At 67.4% G+C, this 16,675-nt stretch carries 16 protein-coding genes and 1 pseudogene; 6 read left to right on the forward strand and 11 right to left on the reverse strand.

Going from position 1 to position 16,675, the window contains the following annotated elements; translation table 11 throughout:
• Positions 1-9: 9 nt before the first annotated feature.
• The 4 genes from AB0I14_RS16785 to AB0I14_RS16800 form a co-directional block, all read right to left on the reverse strand.
• The gene (locus AB0I14_RS16785) at positions 10-423 is read right to left on the reverse strand and encodes a hypothetical protein (RefSeq protein ID WP_358023447.1); all 414 of its coding nucleotides are present in this window, start codon (positions 421-423) and stop codon (positions 10-12) included.
• Positions 420-1,679, reverse strand: a complete 1,260-nt coding sequence (locus AB0I14_RS16790; RefSeq protein WP_358023450.1) for an ArsA family ATPase — start codon at positions 1,677-1,679, stop codon at positions 420-422. The genes AB0I14_RS16785 and AB0I14_RS16790 overlap by 4 nt, the downstream gene beginning before the upstream one ends.
• Entirely contained in the window at positions 1,676-2,113 is a 438-nt protein-coding gene (locus AB0I14_RS16795; RefSeq protein ID WP_358023453.1) for an SRPBCC family protein, read from the reverse strand. Before AB0I14_RS16795 ends, AB0I14_RS16790 begins: the two co-directional genes overlap by 4 nt.
• A 121-nt stretch (positions 2,114-2,234) precedes the next feature.
• Positions 2,235-2,624, reverse strand: a complete 390-nt coding sequence (locus AB0I14_RS16800) for a polyketide cyclase / dehydrase and lipid transport (RefSeq protein WP_358023456.1) — start codon at positions 2,622-2,624, stop codon at positions 2,235-2,237.
• Positions 2,625-2,730: 106 nt separating this feature from the next.
• Between AB0I14_RS16800 and AB0I14_RS16805 the strand changes: the two genes are divergently transcribed.
• A complete protein-coding gene (locus tag AB0I14_RS16805; RefSeq protein ID WP_358024358.1) occupies positions 2,731-4,527 on the forward strand; it encodes a long-chain fatty acid--CoA ligase in 1,797 nt (598 codons plus the stop codon).
• A gap of 10 nt (positions 4,528-4,537) precedes the next feature.
• On the opposite strand, the gene pimB is transcribed toward AB0I14_RS16805, so the two are convergent.
• From pimB to AB0I14_RS16825, 4 genes are all read right to left on the reverse strand, one after another.
• On the reverse strand, positions 4,538-5,680 hold the full coding sequence (gene pimB, locus AB0I14_RS16810; RefSeq protein ID WP_358023458.1) for a GDP-mannose-dependent alpha-(1-6)-phosphatidylinositol monomannoside mannosyltransferase: 1,143 nt from the start codon (positions 5,678-5,680) through the stop codon (positions 4,538-4,540).
• 39 nt (positions 5,681-5,719) lie between these two features.
• Positions 5,720-6,616 (reverse strand): peptidase, encoded by an 897-nt coding sequence (locus AB0I14_RS16815; RefSeq protein WP_358023461.1) that lies wholly within the window; start codon positions 6,614-6,616, stop codon positions 5,720-5,722.
• The gene (ripC, locus tag AB0I14_RS16820; protein ID WP_358023464.1) at positions 6,585-7,721 is read right to left on the reverse strand and encodes a peptidoglycan hydrolase RipC; all 1,137 of its coding nucleotides are present in this window, start codon (positions 7,719-7,721) and stop codon (positions 6,585-6,587) included. The genes AB0I14_RS16815 and ripC overlap by 32 nt, the downstream gene beginning before the upstream one ends.
• Before the next feature lie 152 nt (positions 7,722-7,873).
• Positions 7,874-8,140 (reverse strand): hypothetical protein, encoded by a 267-nt coding sequence (locus AB0I14_RS16825; protein ID WP_358023466.1) that lies wholly within the window; start codon positions 8,138-8,140, stop codon positions 7,874-7,876.
• 116 nt (positions 8,141-8,256) lie between these two features.
• Here AB0I14_RS16825 and AB0I14_RS16830 point away from each other — a divergent pair.
• Positions 8,257-10,071 (forward strand): annotated as a pseudogene (locus tag AB0I14_RS16830) (DEDD exonuclease domain-containing protein); the annotation flags it as partial.
• On the opposite strand, the gene trpD reads toward AB0I14_RS16830, so the two are convergent.
• Positions 10,009-11,088 (reverse strand): anthranilate phosphoribosyltransferase, encoded by a 1,080-nt coding sequence (gene trpD, locus AB0I14_RS16835; protein ID WP_358024361.1) that lies wholly within the window; start codon positions 11,086-11,088, stop codon positions 10,009-10,011. The pseudogene AB0I14_RS16830 and the gene trpD overlap by 63 nt on opposite strands.
• A 151-nt stretch (positions 11,089-11,239) precedes the next feature.
• On the opposite strand from trpD, the gene AB0I14_RS16840 reads away from it, so the two are divergent.
• Genes AB0I14_RS16840 through AB0I14_RS16855 form a run of 4 tightly spaced genes read left to right on the forward strand, consistent with a single transcriptional unit; the run spans position 11,240 to position 15,493 of the window.
• On the forward strand, positions 11,240-11,851 hold the full coding sequence (locus tag AB0I14_RS16840) for a heme-copper oxidase subunit III (protein ID WP_358024365.1): 612 nt from the start codon (positions 11,240-11,242) through the stop codon (positions 11,849-11,851).
• A gap of 11 nt (positions 11,852-11,862) precedes the next feature.
• Positions 11,863-12,696, forward strand: a complete 834-nt coding sequence (locus tag AB0I14_RS16845; protein ID WP_358023468.1) for a cytochrome c — start codon at positions 11,863-11,865, stop codon at positions 12,694-12,696.
• Positions 12,693-13,859 carry a ubiquinol-cytochrome c reductase iron-sulfur subunit gene (locus AB0I14_RS16850; RefSeq protein WP_358023471.1) on the forward strand — a complete coding sequence of 389 codons (1,167 nt, stop codon included), beginning with the start codon at positions 12,693-12,695 and terminating at the stop codon, positions 13,857-13,859. Before AB0I14_RS16845 ends, AB0I14_RS16850 begins: the two co-directional genes overlap by 4 nt.
• Entirely contained in the window at positions 13,856-15,493 is a 1,638-nt protein-coding gene (locus tag AB0I14_RS16855) for a cytochrome bc complex cytochrome b subunit (RefSeq protein ID WP_358023475.1), read from the forward strand. The genes AB0I14_RS16850 and AB0I14_RS16855 overlap by 4 nt, the downstream gene beginning before the upstream one ends.
• A gap of 107 nt (positions 15,494-15,600) precedes the next feature.
• Here AB0I14_RS16855 and AB0I14_RS16860 read toward each other — a convergent pair whose 3' ends face one another.
• Complete coding sequence (locus tag AB0I14_RS16860) at positions 15,601-15,930, reverse strand: hypothetical protein (protein WP_358023478.1); 330 nt, start codon at positions 15,928-15,930, stop codon at positions 15,601-15,603.
• Between the two features lie 13 nt (positions 15,931-15,943).
• Positions 15,944-16,606 (reverse strand): LpqN/LpqT family lipoprotein, encoded by a 663-nt coding sequence (locus tag AB0I14_RS16865; protein ID WP_358023481.1) that lies wholly within the window; start codon positions 16,604-16,606, stop codon positions 15,944-15,946.
• Between the last annotated feature and the right edge of the window lie 69 nt (positions 16,607-16,675).

The raw sequence follows: 16,675 nt of genomic DNA on the forward strand, positions 1-16,675 counted from the left end.
TCAGTCTGCTCAGTCTTCTACGGTGACCGGGATGTGCTGGTAGCGGCCGGGAGGCGGCGGGGGCGGGTAATCGTCGGGCGGAGGCCCCTCCGGCCCACCGTCTGGGTCCGGGCTATCTCCATCGGGGCCGGTACCGTCGCCACTGCCGGAACCGTCGGCTCCGTCATCGAGGACCGCGCGGATCACCGTCAGTAAGGCCACGCTGTGCTCGGCGATGATCGAAAGCAGCGGATGCTGCTCGCCGTTGGCCACCGCCGCCAGCGCACACACCGGGCACCACACCTGCTGGCACTTGCCGGGGGCGCTGTCGGCCGACGCCGCGAAATTGGCCGCCGCCAACCGCACCGCCGGATCCAGCCGGTCCAGGATTTCCTGCGCCAATTGCCGCAGCTCCGAACCCAGCTCGGGATGAGACCCCGTCATGCCGGCCACACCTCCGGGTTCGGACGAAAACGTACAGTCAGCTCGCCACCGCGCAATTGGGCATCCGCCACGACGCACCGACGCAGGACAGAGGCCAACCGCACGCGGCGACGCATGCCTGCGACGCCGATGATCAAGTCGTCATCGACGCGGCCCAGCGTGAGGCCGGCCGAATCGATTTGCGGCAACTCTAGCCGCAACCGGTACACCGCTTCGAGTCCAGACCCCGACTCGCGGTCGACGATGGGCCGCAGCGGACCCGGCGGCGGCGACCCGTCGCGCCGTCGCGCACTGTCGATCAGCTCTCCCAGCGCCTTGGGACCGATCGGTTCCCCCGGCACGTGTGGAACGAGCACCAGCTGCACGTCCCCGATCGCGGTGCCGAGGTCGTCGAGGACGGTCTGCTGCTCGGCGATCCGCTCGGTGTACCAGTCGAATGCGGGGTGCGCCGGCAGGTTCTGGTATTCGAACGAATCGTCCTGCACCAAAATCTGATTGACGATGATCTCGGCCACCTCGACGCCCATCAGGGCAAGCGATCCCAGGGTCCGCGAGGCCTCGGCGGCCACCACCCGTTCCGGGGTGAGCACCAGATGTGCGCTCACCCGTGAGCCATCGGTGAGCAGGGTGCCGAGCCGGCGGATACCGGCATCCACACGTTCGATAAGGGCGACGATGGCCGCACTGACCGCATCGGGTGAGCCCGACAGTCGGCGGTGCCGTGGCCAGGCCCGCTCCAGATACAGGCCGAAGGTCTCCGGCAGCGTCAGCATCCGCAGCGCATCGGCAGTCGAGGCGCAGTCCACCACCACGTGATCCCAGCGCCCGGAATCGGCGAGCTCACCCACCTCGTGCAGCCCGAGGACTTCCTGGATGCCCGGAAGCGCCGAAAGTTCTTCAGGGGCAACGTCTCCCAGATCAGACTCGGGGAACCTGGCCGCCAGCGGACCAGCCGTCTCGACCCAGCGCGCACCCAGCAGCGCCAGCGTGTCGAGGGCCAGTGCGTCCAGGACGCCGCCCACGTCGGTCATGCCGGTGTCCAGATCGCTGAGCACGCGAGTGGGGGCCCGCTGCCCCGTGGGGGCAAGCGTGATCCCGAGGACGTCTCCGGTGGAATGCGCCTGATCGGTGGAAACGATCAGCACCCGTTGACCGGACGCGGCGTCCCGGACCGCGGTGGCGGTCGCCAGCGTCGACTTACCTACCCCGCCCTTGCCGACGAACAGGCTGATTCTGGCGGGGGTCGAGGATGTCACTCAGCCTCTGCTCGTTTCTTGAGGTCTTTGAGCGCGGTGTCGGTGAGCCTGCGCTCTGCCTTGCGCTTGAGGAGCCCGATCATCGGGATGATGAGGTCGACCGACAGCTCATAGGTGACCTCGGTGCCGGAACCCTTGGGCGCCAAGCGGTATGCCCCCTCCAGTGACCGCAACAACGAACTGGACACCAGCGACCAGGTCACCGAGGTGCGATCGGCAGGCCACACGTAGGCCAGCACCATGGTGTCCTTCAGCACGGCGGCGTCGAGCACCAGCTTGGCGGTCTTGGGATTGCCCTGCGCGTCGGTCTCCAGGACCTCGGCTTCCTTGTACTCGGCGACCCACTGCGGATACGAGCCGATATCGGCGATGACATCCATCACCGCCACCGGATCAGCGTCGATGTAGATGGTCTGTGTCGTCTTGTCGGCCACCGCATCGCCCTATCTCCCCGCAACGCGGGGGTCCCCTACTTCCCCCGCCCCGCGGGGGTGCCCTGGCTCTCGCCGAGAAATCTACCCTCCCGCAGATAGACCCGGTCAAACTCGCCAGACGTCAGGCCAGTCGGGACACTCCAACCGGGCGTGCCGACTCCAGTCGCTGCTTGATCCCGAAGGCCATCGCCTTGCCCGCCACGCGGCGTTGGTGGTTCATCTTCGCCAGGTCCATATCGGCCAACTGCTTTGCCGTGGCGCCGGACGGTTCGGCGTGCAGGAAGTAATGCAGCACCACACCGTCCATCACCGCCTCCAGCCAGACCTCCATGGTGCCGGTCAACGCACCGGTCACATTCCAGCGGTGGCCCTTGTCGGCGCGGTCCTCGACGACCTTGAGCACCAGGTCGGGCCACCACCGCCGCCAACTGGCGGGATCGGCGACCGCGGCGCCCACGGCGACCGGATCGGCGCAGACGAAGGTCTCGTCGGCGATCTGAATGCTGTTCATCGCGGACTAGCTTCACATATGCGTGATCGTCTGCCTACCGCGGCCGACTAGGCTGACCCGCAAAGCCGGTACCACAAGCCTGGAGGGCAAGATCGTGCCTGAGTTCGTGCGGGAATACAGCGTGCCCGCGTCATTTGCCGTCGGCGAGCACGACAGCATCGTCAGCTCGGTATCCGCGCACGCGGCCGACAGCCCCGACCATGTCATCTTCCGGCGCCTTGTCGACGGCGCCTGGACCGACGTGACCTGTGCCGAAGCGGCCGACCAGATTCGTTCGGTCGCCCTGGGCCTGATCGCCGAGGGAATCCAGCCCGGCGACCGCGTGGCGATCCTGTCGGCCACCCGTTACGAGTGGCCGATCATCGACTTCGCGATCCTGTCGGTCGGCGCGGTGACCGTGCCGATCTACGAGACCTCCTCGGCCGAACAGGTGCGGTTCGTCCTCGACAACTCCGCGGCGCGGATCATCTTCGCCGAGACCGACGGACACGCGCAGACAGTGGAACAGCTTCGCGGCCAGCTGCCCGAACTGCGCAAGGTCCTGCGGATCGACGGCACCGGCACGCCCGCTCTGGAGGCCATGGCCGACGCCGGTAAGTCGACCGACGCCGCCGAACTCGACAAGCGACTGGCCGGAATCCGCTCGGCCGACCCGGCCACCCTGATCTACACCTCCGGCACCACGGGCCAGCCCAAGGGCTGCCAGCTGACCCACTCGAACCTGCTCTACGAGATCCGGGGAGCCAAGGCCTGCTTCTCCACCGAGCTCGCCCCGGGTGAACGGATGCTGGTGTTCCTCCCGCTGGCCCACGTGCTGGCCCGGGCCATCACCATCGCAGCCTTCGCCAACAAGGTCACCCTCGGTTTCACCAGCGACATCAAGAACCTGGTCCCGACCTTCGGCGTGTTCAAGCCGACCCTGGTGGTCTCCGTGCCCCGGGTTTTCGAGAAGGTCTACAACACCGCCGAGCAGAACGCCCGCAACGACGGCAAGGGCAAGATCTTCGCAATCGCCGCCGACACCGCGATCGAGTGGAGCAAGGCCCAGGACACCGGTGGTGCGTCCTTGATCCTGCGCGCCAAGCACGCACTGTTCGACAAGCTGGTCTACGGCAAGCTGCGGGCGGCCCTCGGCGGTGAATGCCGGGCGGCGATCTCCGGCGGCGCACCGCTGGGCGCGCGGCTGGGCCACTTCTACCGCGGCGTCGGACTGAGCATCTACGAGGGCTACGGCCTCACCGAGACCAGCGCGGCCATCACCGTGAACCGGGTCAACGACCTCAAGGTCGGCTCGGTCGGCAAGCTGATGCCCGGCAACAGCATGCGCATCGCCGAGGACGGCGAGCTGCTGGTCAAGGGCGGCGTGGTGTTCAGCGGTTACTGGGGCAACGAGTCCGAGACCAATGCGGTCTTCACCGATGGCTGGTTCCACACCGGCGATCTCGGTGCCATCGACGACGACGGCTTCCTGACCATCGTCGGTCGCAAGAAGGAGATCATCGTCACCGCGGGCGGCAAGAACGTCGCCCCCGCGTTGCTCGAGGATCGGCTGCGGGCCCATCCGTTGATCAGTCAGGCGATGGCCGTGGGCGATCAGCAGCCGTTCATCGCCGCGCTCGTCACCATCGACCCGGAGGCTTTCCCCGGTTGGAAGCAGCGCAACGGGAAGGATGCCGGCGCCTCGGTCGGCGACCTGGCCGACGACCCGGACCTGTTGGCCGAGATCGACCTGGCGGTCAAGGAGGCCAATCAGGCGGTGTCGCATGCCGAGTCGATCCGCAAGTTCCGGATCCTGCCCGTCGACTTCACCGAGGACACCGGTGAACTCACCCCGACACTGAAGGTCAAGCGCAAGGTGGTGGCCGAGAAGTTCGCCACCGACATCGCGGCGCTCTACGGCTGATCCCGCGGGCTCAGCCCGAGAGCAGCCCGGTCAGCCGGGCGCCCTGGGAGCGCCACTGCCAGTTGTCGACGGCCCAGTGCCGCCCGGCCACACCCATCGCGGCGGCGCGTGACGGATCGGCCAACAGGTCACCCACTGCCGCGGCAACGGCCGCGACGTCGGTGCCGTCCACGACGGTGCCCGTCTGACCGTCCAGAACGGTTTCCGGTGCCCCGCCGGAGGTTCCGGCGATCACCGGCACGCCGCACGCCGAAGCCTCCAGGTAGACGATGCCGAGCCCTTCGACATCCAGACCCGCCCCGCGGGTACGGCACGGCATGGCGAACACGTCGGCCATCGCATGGTGCATGGGCAGTTCCGCACCCGGTACCGCGCCGGTGAACGTGACGTCGTCGGCCACGTCATGCGTGTGCACGAGTTGTTGCAGGGTCTTGAGGTACGGTCCCCCGCCGACGATCACCAGCGCCGCGTCGGGGATGCGGCGCCGGATGGTCGGCCACGCGCGGATGAGCATGTCCTGGCCCTTACGCGGCACCAGACGGGACAGGCACACCACCACCGGGCGTTGCCCCAGCCCGTACCGGGCACGCAACTCCGCGCGGGCCACCGGGTCCGGTACGAAACGGTCGGTGTCGACGCCCGGCGGCAGATGCTCCAGCGCCGCATGGGGGCCGAAGGCCGAAGCGAACCTGCCGCGGGTGTAGTGGCTGACGAACGTCACCACATCGGCGTCGTCTCCGATGCGGCGCAGCGCGCCCCGCGCCACCGGCAGCATCGACCAACCGACCTCGTGGCCGTGAGTGCTTGCCACCACGCGCGTGGCTCCGGCGCGCCGCGCGAGCGGGCCCAGCAGTGCCAGCGGCGCGGCCGCCCCGAACCACACCGTCTCGATGTCGTTCTCGGCGATCAACCGCTGCATGCGGGTCGCCACCATCGGCTCGGGCACCATCAGGGTGGTCGGGTGCCGCACCACCTGGTACCCGGCCGCGGCGGCCCGGCCGTCGAAGTCCGGGCTGCCCTTCCACTTCGGCGCGTACACCGTGAGCTGGTGCGAGCCGTCGCGCACCAACTCACCGACGAACGCTTCCAGGTATGACTGGATACCGCCGCGTCGCGGTGGAAAGTCGTTGGTGACCAACAAAACCCGCGTCATCGCGCTATCCCCTGCCATCTGCCGTCCATCGGCGACAGGCTATCCGGTCAGCCAACGACGCCAACCGGCAACTACGGCATCGAGGTCGGCGCCCAGGGTCTCCCGCACCGCGGTGGCCACATCCGGGTGGCCGGGTCCACATGCGCGCAGGTACAGCTCACGCAGCTTCGGGACACCGTAGGCGTCGGCGACATAGCGGCTGAACCACCACGCCCGGTCGTAGGCGAGACTGCGGGCGGCGCCGGGTGTGTCGAGATCGGCATCGGTGGGCAGCTGGGCCAGTGCTACCGCCTGCGCCGGACCGGGTACCGGGACAGCCGGTCGGCCGACGTAGTCGGCCACTCCCTCGGTGAGCCAGCGCGGCGCATCGGCCGCAGTCCGCGACCGGGCCGCGTAATGAAACAGCTCATGGCGCAACACAATTCGTAACGCGGCCGGACTCATACCGGCGGCGCCGGGGGCAAACATGATCCGCTGGGCCGTGGTGGTCGCGGCGATGTCGGCGGCTCCGCCGGCCAACACCCGGAACTGCTGATCGGAGCCCGCGACCGCGATCTCGATGTCGCGCGGCCAGTCCGGACCCCAGAACGCGGTAACCGCAGCAGCCGCGTCGGGAAGTTCGTCGGCAAGCCGCTGAAGCAGGGCCGAGGACTGCGAGCCTCCGAGGGCGAGCAGCCGGGCGGTACGCCCGTCGGGTAACACCGTCGCGGTGACCGGGGCGGGCGCTGGGACAACGGGCACGGTGGTGACGCCCGACGGCACCGACTGCACCGGCACCGGCAGCGGGGGCGGCGCGGATTTCCACAACAGCGCCGCTGCCAGTGCCAGCTGCACCAGTAACAGCGCGACCAGCAGGCGCCTGCGGGCGCTCAGGGCGACGCCGCTATCGGACTTCTCAGTGCCCTCAGTACCGGCGAACGTTGTAGATCGGTGCATTGTTGACCGGGGCGACCCGAACCGGGGTGCCGTAGGTCGATGCGTGCACCATCATCCCGTCGCCGATGTAGATGCCCACATGGGAGGCATCGGAGTAATAGGTCACCACGTCACCCGGCTGCATCGAATCCGACGAGACCGCCTGACCGCCGCGGGCCATGGCCTGGCTCGAATGCGGCAGCGAGATCCCGGCGTGCTGGAACGCCCACATCACCAGTCCCGAGCAGTCGAACGAGCTGGGACCGGCTGCGCCCCAGGAGTAGGGCGAGCCGATGCGGCTCAACGCCGCCTGGATGACGGTGCCGGAATGCCCGTCGCCCCCACCCGGGAGTGCGCCTTCCGGCGGGGCGACGTCACCGGGCGGGATGCCGTTCGGCGGGTCGGCCAACACGGCGGGATCCTGCGCCGGCGGCAACGCCTCGGGCGCAGGCACCGGCGGGGTCGGCGGCAGGGCCGTCATCGCTTCCCGCTGCGCCGGGCTCAGCGCCTGGTACTGCGATTTGACGATGGCGATCTGCACCTGCAGCTGACTTTGCTTGGATTGCAGGTCGGCGCGCACTGCGGCAGCCTGCTCGGCGGCGGTCTTGGCTTCGGCGGCCGATGAGGCCGACTCCCGCTCAGCCACTGCGGCTTTCTCGCCCACCGAGCGGAAGTTCTTCATCTGCGCCGACATCTCGGTCGCCATCACCCGCTGCACGGCGAGCTGCTCGATCAGCTGCTGCGGCGAGCTGGCAGTCAGGATGGCATCCACTCCGGAGGTGCGGCCCCCCATGTACTGCGCCGCAGCTACCTTGTTGACCGAAATCTGAAAGGTTGCCAGCTGCGACTTGGCATCATCGACCGCCGCGGTGTCGTCGGTGTGCTTCTTCTCCGCAGCCTCTTGTGCCGCAACCTTATTGTTGAGGTCGAGCTGGGCGGAGTGCATGGCCTCGGTTGTCTGCTCGGCCTGGCGGGACAGCTCATTGAGCTTTGCCATGGCATCGTCGGCAGGGTCAGCCTGCGAACTCGCGGCCAGGAATCCGGGTATCAAGATCAAGCCCGCTATGACACCTGCAATGGGTCGCTTGACACGACTTGTGGGCCGGTGCGCGCGGTCGTGCCTCAAGTTTTCGTCCTCACAACTGGCGATAGCGAGCCGCCTCGAACTGCTCTTAGGTCTCAGATAGGTTACGAAACGGCATCGGGCTTGTCCAACAGAAGGTGCAAATTTAACAGCCCACCCTGAATATTTTCCTGTGCACGAAGCGCTGCGTGTCGTCAGGCGACCCCGAATCTGCCGTTCCGGTGAATTGGAACGAGCCGCAGCCGCGGCGCAAGGCCCACGTCAGCGAGCACTTCCAGCGCTTGACGCTCGTCATCCAGCAAAGTTTCCGGAACCCCGAGCAGAACACTGACGACGCAGTCCTGGCATCCGGGCCCGCGTACCGCGCAATCGTCGCAGTCGATGGTCACGCTGCCGATATCGAGCTCGTGGGGGTGGGGCTCGTCGGCGTAGAACCAGTTGTCCTGGCGCACTCCGCTCATCTTGACCGTCCTCTCGAAGGGTGTTGCGCGCACGGTATCGCCGCGCACCGACAAGACCCGACGGGCCCGGGCGTGGCGACCCCAGGTTGTCGGTGCCGGTACCTACCGTCATCTGCATGGGCCAGCGCAACACCGCCGACGCCGAGCAGCTGGCCCTGCAATTCGATCCCGGCTCCGGCTTCGACGCCGTTTCACTCGCCGACACCATCTTTGTGGTGGTGGATCTGGAGACCACCGGGGGCCGGGCCACCGCGAAAGCACCGGGCGACGGCTACGACGCGATCACCGAGATCGGTGCGGTCAAGATCCGCGGCGGCGAGGTGCTCGGTGAGCTGGCCACCCTCGTCGATCCCGGCCGTTCCATCCCACCGCAGATCGTCGAGCTCACCGGGATCACCACGGCGATGGTGCGCGACGCACCGCGCATCGAATCGGTACTTCCCGCATTCCTGGAGTTTTCCCGGGGCGCGGTGCTGGTCGCCCACAACGCCGGGTTCGACATCGGTTTCCTGCGCGCGGCGGCCCAACGGGCGGAGCTCGGCTGGCCGCGGCCCCCGGTGCTGTGCACGGTGAAACTCGCCCGCCGCGTCCTCACCCGCGACGAGGCGCCCAGTGTGAAACTGTCGGCCCTGGCGCAGTTGTTCGGCGCGTCCACCACACCCACCCACCGCGCCCTCGATGACGCCCGCGCCACCGTCGACGTCCTGCACGGGCTGATCGAGCGGGTCGGCAATCAGGGCATCCACACCTTCGCCGACCTCCGGAACTATCTGCCCGACGTCACGCCGGCCCAGCGCCGCAACCGCTCACTGGCCGACCGGCTGCCCAACCGGCCCGGCGTCTACCTGTTCCGCGGACCCTCCGACGAGGTGCTCTATGTCGGCACCGCGGTCGACTTGCGACGCCGGGTCCGCCAGTACTTCACCGGCGCCGACCCGCGGGCCCGCATGAAGGAGATGGCCTCACTGGCGCGCGTCGTCGACCATGTCGAATGCGCGCACGATCTGGAGGCCGGGGTCCGCGAGCTGCGACTGCTCGCGGCCCACGCGCCGCCGTACAACCGGCGCTCCAAGTACCCGCAGCGGTGGTGGTGGGTGGCCCTCACCGACGAGGCCTTCCCGAGATTGTCGGCGGTGCGAAACCCTGGGCACCGCACCGCTTTCGGGCCGTTCTCGGCCCGGTCCGACGCCGTACAGTCGGCGGCGCTGCTGGCCCGGTTCACCGGGGTGCGCACCTGCACGGCCCGCTTCGGCGCAGCGGCCACGCACCGCTGTCCCGAGGTCGAACTGTCCCCGTGCCCGGCCCCGCAGGATGTCGGGCCCGCGCAGTACGCGGCCGCGGTGCAACGTGCCACCGCACTGATCGACGGCGCCGACCACAGTGCGCTGGCGGCCACACTGACCCACATCGGCGAGGTCGCGACGGTCCGGCGGTATGAGACCGCGGCCCGGTTGCGCGATCACGCCGCGGTCGCCATCGAAGCGCTGTGGCGGGGGCAGCGGTTGCGCGCCCTGGCCGATCTCCCCGAACTCGTGGCCGCCCGTGCAGACGGCAATGGTGGTTGGCATTTCGCGGTGATCCGCCACGGCCAACTGGCCGGGGCGGGGACCGCCGTGCGCGGGGTTCCGCCGATGCCGGTGGTCGACGCGATCTGCGCGGCTGCGCAGGTGATCCTGCCCACCGCAACGCCTTTGGGCGGCGCGCTCGTGGAGGAGACCGCGCTCATCGCCCGCTGGCTGGCCGCACCCGGGGTCCGCATCGTGCGCACCGAGGCCGGCTACGCGACGCCCATCGGGGCCGCGGGCCGCTACTCGGAGTGGGCGGCCACCGCCCGCTCGGCGAGGCTTGCCGCTGCCCAGCAGCAGAACTCAGAACTGCAGGCTGAACCGCACCCAACGCGCGAGCAGTTGTTCGGCCGCACCCGAGTCGATCGCCTCGACGGCCCGAGCAAGACCGGCCTCCCACGCCGGCACCCACTTGGCGTCGCTGGCTAGCCCGGCATGGGCGACCATGGCACCTGCCGCGTTGAGCACCACTGCGTCACGCACCGGCCCCTTGGCCCCACCCAGCACGGCCCGCGCCTCGGCGGCGTTGGCCGTGGCGTCACCGCCGACCAACTCACTGATGTCGGCGCGCTTGAAGCCGAAGGCCGCGGGGTCGAACTTCAACCGTTCCACCGTTCCGGCCTGCACGCGCCAGATGGTGCTGGTGGTCGTGGTGGTGAGCTCGTCGAGACCGTCGTCGCCGTGCACCACCAGCACGCTGGATCCGCGGGCGGCGTACACCCCGGCCATCACCTCGGCCAGATCGTCGAATGCGCAGCCGATCAGACCGGCCCGCGGCGCGGCCGGATTGGTGAGTGGTCCAAGCAGATTGAAGACCGTGGGAACCCCGATCTCCCGGCGCACCACCGACGCGTGGCGATACGACGGGTGGAACTGCGGGGCGAAGGCGAACCCGATGCCGACCTCGGCGACACTTCGCGCCACCTCGTCGGGACCCAGGTCGATCCGCACCCCGAGAGCCTCCAGGGTGTCGGCGCCACCCGACAGTGAGGACGCCGCCCGGTTGCCGTGTTTGATCACCGGAACGCCGCAGGCCGCCACCACGATGGCCGCCATGGTCGACAAGTTGACCGTGTTGGCCCCGTCCCCACCGGTCCCGACGATGTCGACGGTCTCGTGACCGATCTGATCCGTCGGCACCCGACGGGCATGGGACAGCATGATGTCGGCCAACTCGCCGACCTCAGCCGAGGTCGGTCGCTTCATCTTCATCGCCACCGCGAAGCCGGCGATCTGAGCCGGGGTTGCGACACCGGTCATGATCTGGTCCATGGCCCATCCCGCATAACCGTTCGGCAGGCTCTGCTCAGTGGTCAGGCGCCCGAGAATGAGCGGCCACGACGGCGCCACCGGGGAGCGTGGGGAGGACCGATCCGCCGGCATGAACTGAGATGAAGATGCAGGAGCCACCGCCGAATGCTATCGCTGCGCGGGTCTGCGCTCCCGGGCCCTCTCGGCCCAAAGGCGACACGTTTGAGATCAATTGCTCGACCCGGGTGGAGTTCGACAACTACAAAGCGTCATACTTGCGGATGTGACGAGCGCTGTAGGTACCTCGGGAACGGCAATAACGTCGCGCGTTCATTCGCTGAACAGACCGAATATGGTCAGTGTTGGCACCATCGTGTGGCTTTCCAGTGAACTCATGTTCTTTGCTGGACTCTTCGCGATGTACTTCACGGCGCGCGCGCAAGCCGGTGGCAACTGGCCACCCGAGCCGACCGAACTCAATTTGGCCCTTGCCGTTCCGGTGACGCTGGTTCTGATCGCGTCATCCTTCACCTGCCAGATGGGCGTGTTCGCCGCCGAGCGCGGCGACGTGTTCGGGCTGCGCCGGTGGTATGTGCTCACGTTCGTGATGGGCCTTTTCTTCGTACTGGGCCAGGGATATGAGTACATCCACCTGGTCGAGCACGGCACCACCATTCCGGGCAGCGCCTACGGATCGGTCTTCTATCTCGCGACCGGTTTCCACGGCCTGCACGTCATCGGCGGACTGGTTGCGTTCATCTTGCTGCTGGCCCGCACCAAGATGAGTAAATTCACGCCTGCACAGGCCACCGCGGCGATCGTCGTCTCGTACTACTGGCACTTCGTCGACATCGTCTGGATTGCGCTGTTCGCCACCATCTACTTCGTCCGCTGATCGGCCGGCCGATGTTCGATTCGATGAGAAGGGGTTCGATGACCAGCAAGTCGCGCCGACGACTGCGCCGACGACTGTCAGCAGGTCTCCTGCTGCTGGTCGGCCTGTCAGTCGCAGGTGGTGTTGCGGCCACGCTGACACCCACACCGCAGGTCGCAGTCGCCGACGAATCTCAGTCGGCGCTGCTGCGCACGGGTAAGCAACTGTTCGACACGTCGTGCGTTTCCTGCCACGGCGCCAACCTGCAGGGTGTGCCCGATCGCGGGCCCAGCCTGATCGGCACCGGCGAGGCCGCCGTGTACTTCCAGGTGTCGACCGGTCGCATGCCCGCGATGCGCGGCGAAGCGCAGGTGCCGGCCAAGCCCGAGCACTTCGACGAGAACCAGATCGACGCTCTCGGCGCCTTCGTGCAGGCCAACGGCGGCGGCCCGACGGTGATCCGCGATGCGAACGGCGGCATCGCCCAGGAATCGCTGATCGGGTCCAACGTGGCCCGCGGTGGCGACCTGTTCCGGCTGAACTGCGCGTCCTGCCACAACTTCACCGGCAAGGGTGGCGCGCTGTCCTCCGGTAAATACGCTCCCGACCTCAGTGAGACCGAGCCGTCACAGATCTACACCGCGATGCTGACCGGGCCGCAGAACATGCCCAAGTTCTCCGACCGCCAGCTGTCGCCGGAAGAGAAGCGCGACATCGTCGCCTACGTTCGTGAATCGGCCCAGACCCCCAGCTACGGCGGCTACGGACTCGGCGGCTTCGGTCCCGGGCCCGAAGGCATGGCGATGTGGATTATCGGAATGGTCGCCGCTATCGGCATCGCAATGTGGATCGGGGCACGAGCATGACCGACAACACTCCGAAGATTCCGAGCGACGCCGAGCTCACCGAGATGTCGCGTGAGGAGCTCGTCGAGCTCGGCGGCAAGATCGACGGCGTCGAGACCATCTTCAAGGAGCCGCGCTGGCCGGTCCCCGGGACCAAGGCCGAGAAGCGCACCGAGCGCCTCGTCGCGTACTGGCTTCTGCTCGGCGGGCTTTCGGGTCTGGCGCTGTTGGTGATCTTCCTGTTCTGGCCGTGGGAGTACCAGCCGTTCGGTTCGGAAGGTGAGTTCCTCTACTCGCTGGCCACCCCGCTGTACGGCCTCACCTTCGGCCTGTCGATCCTGGCGATCGGCATCGGCGCGGTGCTGTTCCAGAAGAAGTTCATCCCCGAGGAGATCTCGGTCCAGGACCGCCACGACGGGCGCTCCCCCGAGTTGCACCGGAAGACCATCGCGGCAAACCTGACCGATGCCCTGGAGGGTTCGACAGTCAAGCGCCGCAAGCTGATCGGTTTGTCGCTGGGCATCGGCCTCGGCGCATTCGGGGCCGGCACCCTGGTGGCCTTCATCGGCGGGTTGATCAAGAACCCGTGGAAGCCCGTGGTGCCCACTGCCGATGGCAAGAAGGCCGTGTTGTGGACCTCGGGGTGGACGCCCCGATTCCACGGCGAGACCATCTACCTGGCTCGCGCGACCGGGCGCCCCGGTTCTTCTCCGTTCGTCAAGATGCGGCCCGAGGATCTCGACGCCGGTGGCATGGAGACGGTCTTCCCCTGGCGCGAGTCGGACGGCGACGGCACCACCGTCGAGTCCGAGCATCACCTCACCGAGATTTCGATGGGTGTGCGCAACCCGGTCATGTTGATCCGCATCAAGCCGGCCGACATGTCCCGCGTGGTCAAGCGAAAGGGCCAGGAGAGCTTCAACTTTGGTGAGCTGTTCGCTTACACCAAGGTCTGCTCGCACCTGGGCTGCCCCTCGTCGCTGTACGAGCAGCAGACCTACCGCATCCTTTGCCCGTGCCACCAGTCGCAGTTCGACGCGTTGCACTTCGCCAAGCCCATATTCGGTCCGGCTGCGCGCGCGTTGGCGCAGCTGCCCATCACCATCGACAAAGACGGCTACCTGGTCGCCAACGGCGACTTCGTCGAACCCGTCGGACCGGCATTCTGGGAGCGCAAATCATGAGCCCTGACCTTGCCAAGATCGCTGCCGCACAGGGCGATGCGATCGATTCCCGTTATCACCCCTCGGCAGCGGTGCGCCGGCAGCTGAACAAGGTGTTCCCCACCCACTGGTCCTTCCTGCTGGGTGAGATCGCGCTGTACAGCTTCATCGTGCTGCTGATCACCGGTGTCTGGCTGACGCTGTTCTTCGATCCGTCGATGGCACACGTCACCTACGACGGTGTGTACCAACCACTTCGCGGTGTGCAGATGTCGCGGGCCTACGAGTCCGCACTTCAGATCAGCTTCGAGGTGCGCGGCGGTCTGTTCGTCCGCCAGATCCACCACTGGGCCGCGCTGATGTTCGCCGCGTCGATCATGGTGCACATGGCACGCATCTTCTTCACGGGCGCGTTCCGCCGTCCGCGTGAGGCCAACTGGGTGATCGGCTCGCTGCTGCTGATCCTCGCGATGTTCGAGGGTTACTTCGGTTACTCGCTGCCCGACGACCTGCTGTCCGGCATCGGTCTGCGCGCCGCGCTGTCCTCGATCACCCTGGGCATGCCGATCATCGGAACGTGGCTGCACTGGGCGCTGTTCGGCGGGGACTTCCCCGGCGAGATCCTGATCCCGCGTTTGTACGCGCTGCACATCCTGCTGATCCCGGGCATCATCCTGGCCCTCATCGGCGCGCACATGGCGCTGGTGTGGTTCCAGAAGCACACCCAGTTCCCCGGCCCCGGACGGACCGAGCACAACGTGGTCGGCGTGCGCGTGATGCCGGTGTTCGCGGTGAAGTCGGGTGCGTTCTTCGCTCTGATCACCGGCGTGCTGGGCCTGATGGGCGGGCTGCTGACGATCAACCCGATCTGGCAATTGGGCCCGTACAAGCCGTCGCAGATCTCGGCGGGCAGCCAGCCCGACTTCTACATGATGTGGACCGAAGGCCTGGCGCGTATCTGGCCGGCCTGGGAGTTCTACCCGTTCGGCCATACCATCCCCGCGGTGGTCTGGGTCGCGTTGATCATGGGCGGTGTCTTCGGCCTGCTGATCGCCTACCCCTTCATCGAGAGGAAGGTCACCGGCGACAACGCACACCACAACCTGCTGCAGCGTCCGCGCGACGTTCCGGTGCGTACCGCGATCGGTGCCATGGCGATCGCCTTCTACATGGTGTTGACCCTGGCCGCGATGAACGACATCATCGCGTTCAAGTTCCACATCTCGCTGAACGCGACCACGTGGATCGGCCGTATCGGCATGGTGGTGCTGCCGGGCATCGTGTACTTCATTGCCTACCGGTGGGCCATCTCGTTGCAGCGCAGCGACCGCGCGGTGCTGGAGCACGGCATCGAGACCGGCATCATCAAGCGCCTGCCGCACGGTGCCTACGTGGAACTGCACCAGCCGCTGGGACCGGTCGACGATCACGGTCACCCGATCCCGCTGGAGTACCAGGGTGCTGCCCTGCCGAAGCGGATGAACAAGCTCGGTTCGGCCGGAGCTCCCGGCACCGGCAGCTTCTTGTTCGCCGATCCGGAAGTCGAGCACGACGCGCTCACCGAGGCCGCACACGCCTCCGAGCACAAGGCCCTGACCGCTCTGCGCGAGCAGCAGGACCGAAACGGCAACGGGGACACCAACGGTCATCACTGACCACTCCCCTACCCCAAACAATCGCCGCAACTCTCTCTCCGGAGAGGTTGCGGCGATTGTTTTATGTGGAGGTTCCCGGGGCGGGCGCGGCAGGGTCGCGACGAACGCTACGGCCAGGTGCCTTTGGGGCCCGATCGGGGCGCCGGCCCGGCGGGCGGGTACGTCGTCTGCAGTGCCGACCCCGGAACCGGGGTGTTCTGCAGCGCACCCAGGCACAGGCCCAGACGCCCAGGGAGGCAAGGAATGTTGGCCGATCCGCCGAGGCTGGTGTTCGGGCTGTTCTGTGACCAGCAGACACCGGTGGTCGGGTCCAGGACGCTTCCTCCCGGACAGGGAGCCGACGTGGCCGTCGGTGCCGCCGCCAGAACCGCGGAGGCCAGCATCGTGCTGCACAGAGTCGCCAACAGGAGCTCGGATGCCCTGGTTCGGATCAACATGTCATGGTCTCCGCTACGGGGTGATCTTGGTCTGCTCGTCGATGACCTTGGCTGCGTCGATCACCACGTCCTTCTGCCCTTCCGGCGCATCGGCGTTGAGCTGCAGCACGAACAGTGCGTCGTTGCCGGGGATGACCACGGTTTTCTGGGCGATGACCCGCAACTTGCCGTTGTGGGTGTAGGTGCCGGCCGACCGGATCGCCTCGAATCCACCCAATGTGGCCTTCTCGGGATCCATGAGTGACTTGTAGTCCGGCAGGTTCTTCAACATCCCCGGGGCGTACTCCAGGATTTCGGCCGCGTCCGCGTTTCCGGTCAGCTTGGAGGCGATGGCGATGATGGCCGGGGGGTCGGCGGGATCCGTCGGCTTGTCATAGACGATGGCGCCGTAGGCCCAGTCGGGCGTCTTGTCCCCGGCGGGACTCCAGTCCGGCGGGAACGGGAAATCGAAATCCGGTGTGCCGGGCTCATCGGGTTTGAACGGCGTTTCGGCGATCTTGTTCTCGGCGATGTAGTCGTTGATCGTCTCGTTCGGGCCGGAGATGTTCGGCCGCTCCGCAGCCGCGCTGGTGGTCGTCGCGGCCGAGGTTGTGGGCTCGGTCTTGGTGTCAGTCCCACAACCGACAAGCGAAATGCCCACGCCGGCCGCCACCAAGCCCGCCAAGAGCTTTCTCATGCGCGGCCTCGCCTTCCGTGTCGTTGGCCCCTTGTCCGCACCTGGACACCGAGACTACGCACCGGCCAG

The organism is Mycobacterium sp. NPDC050441, from assembly GCF_040655355.1.
Lineage (GTDB): Bacteria > Actinomycetota > Actinomycetes > Mycobacteriales > Mycobacteriaceae > Mycobacterium.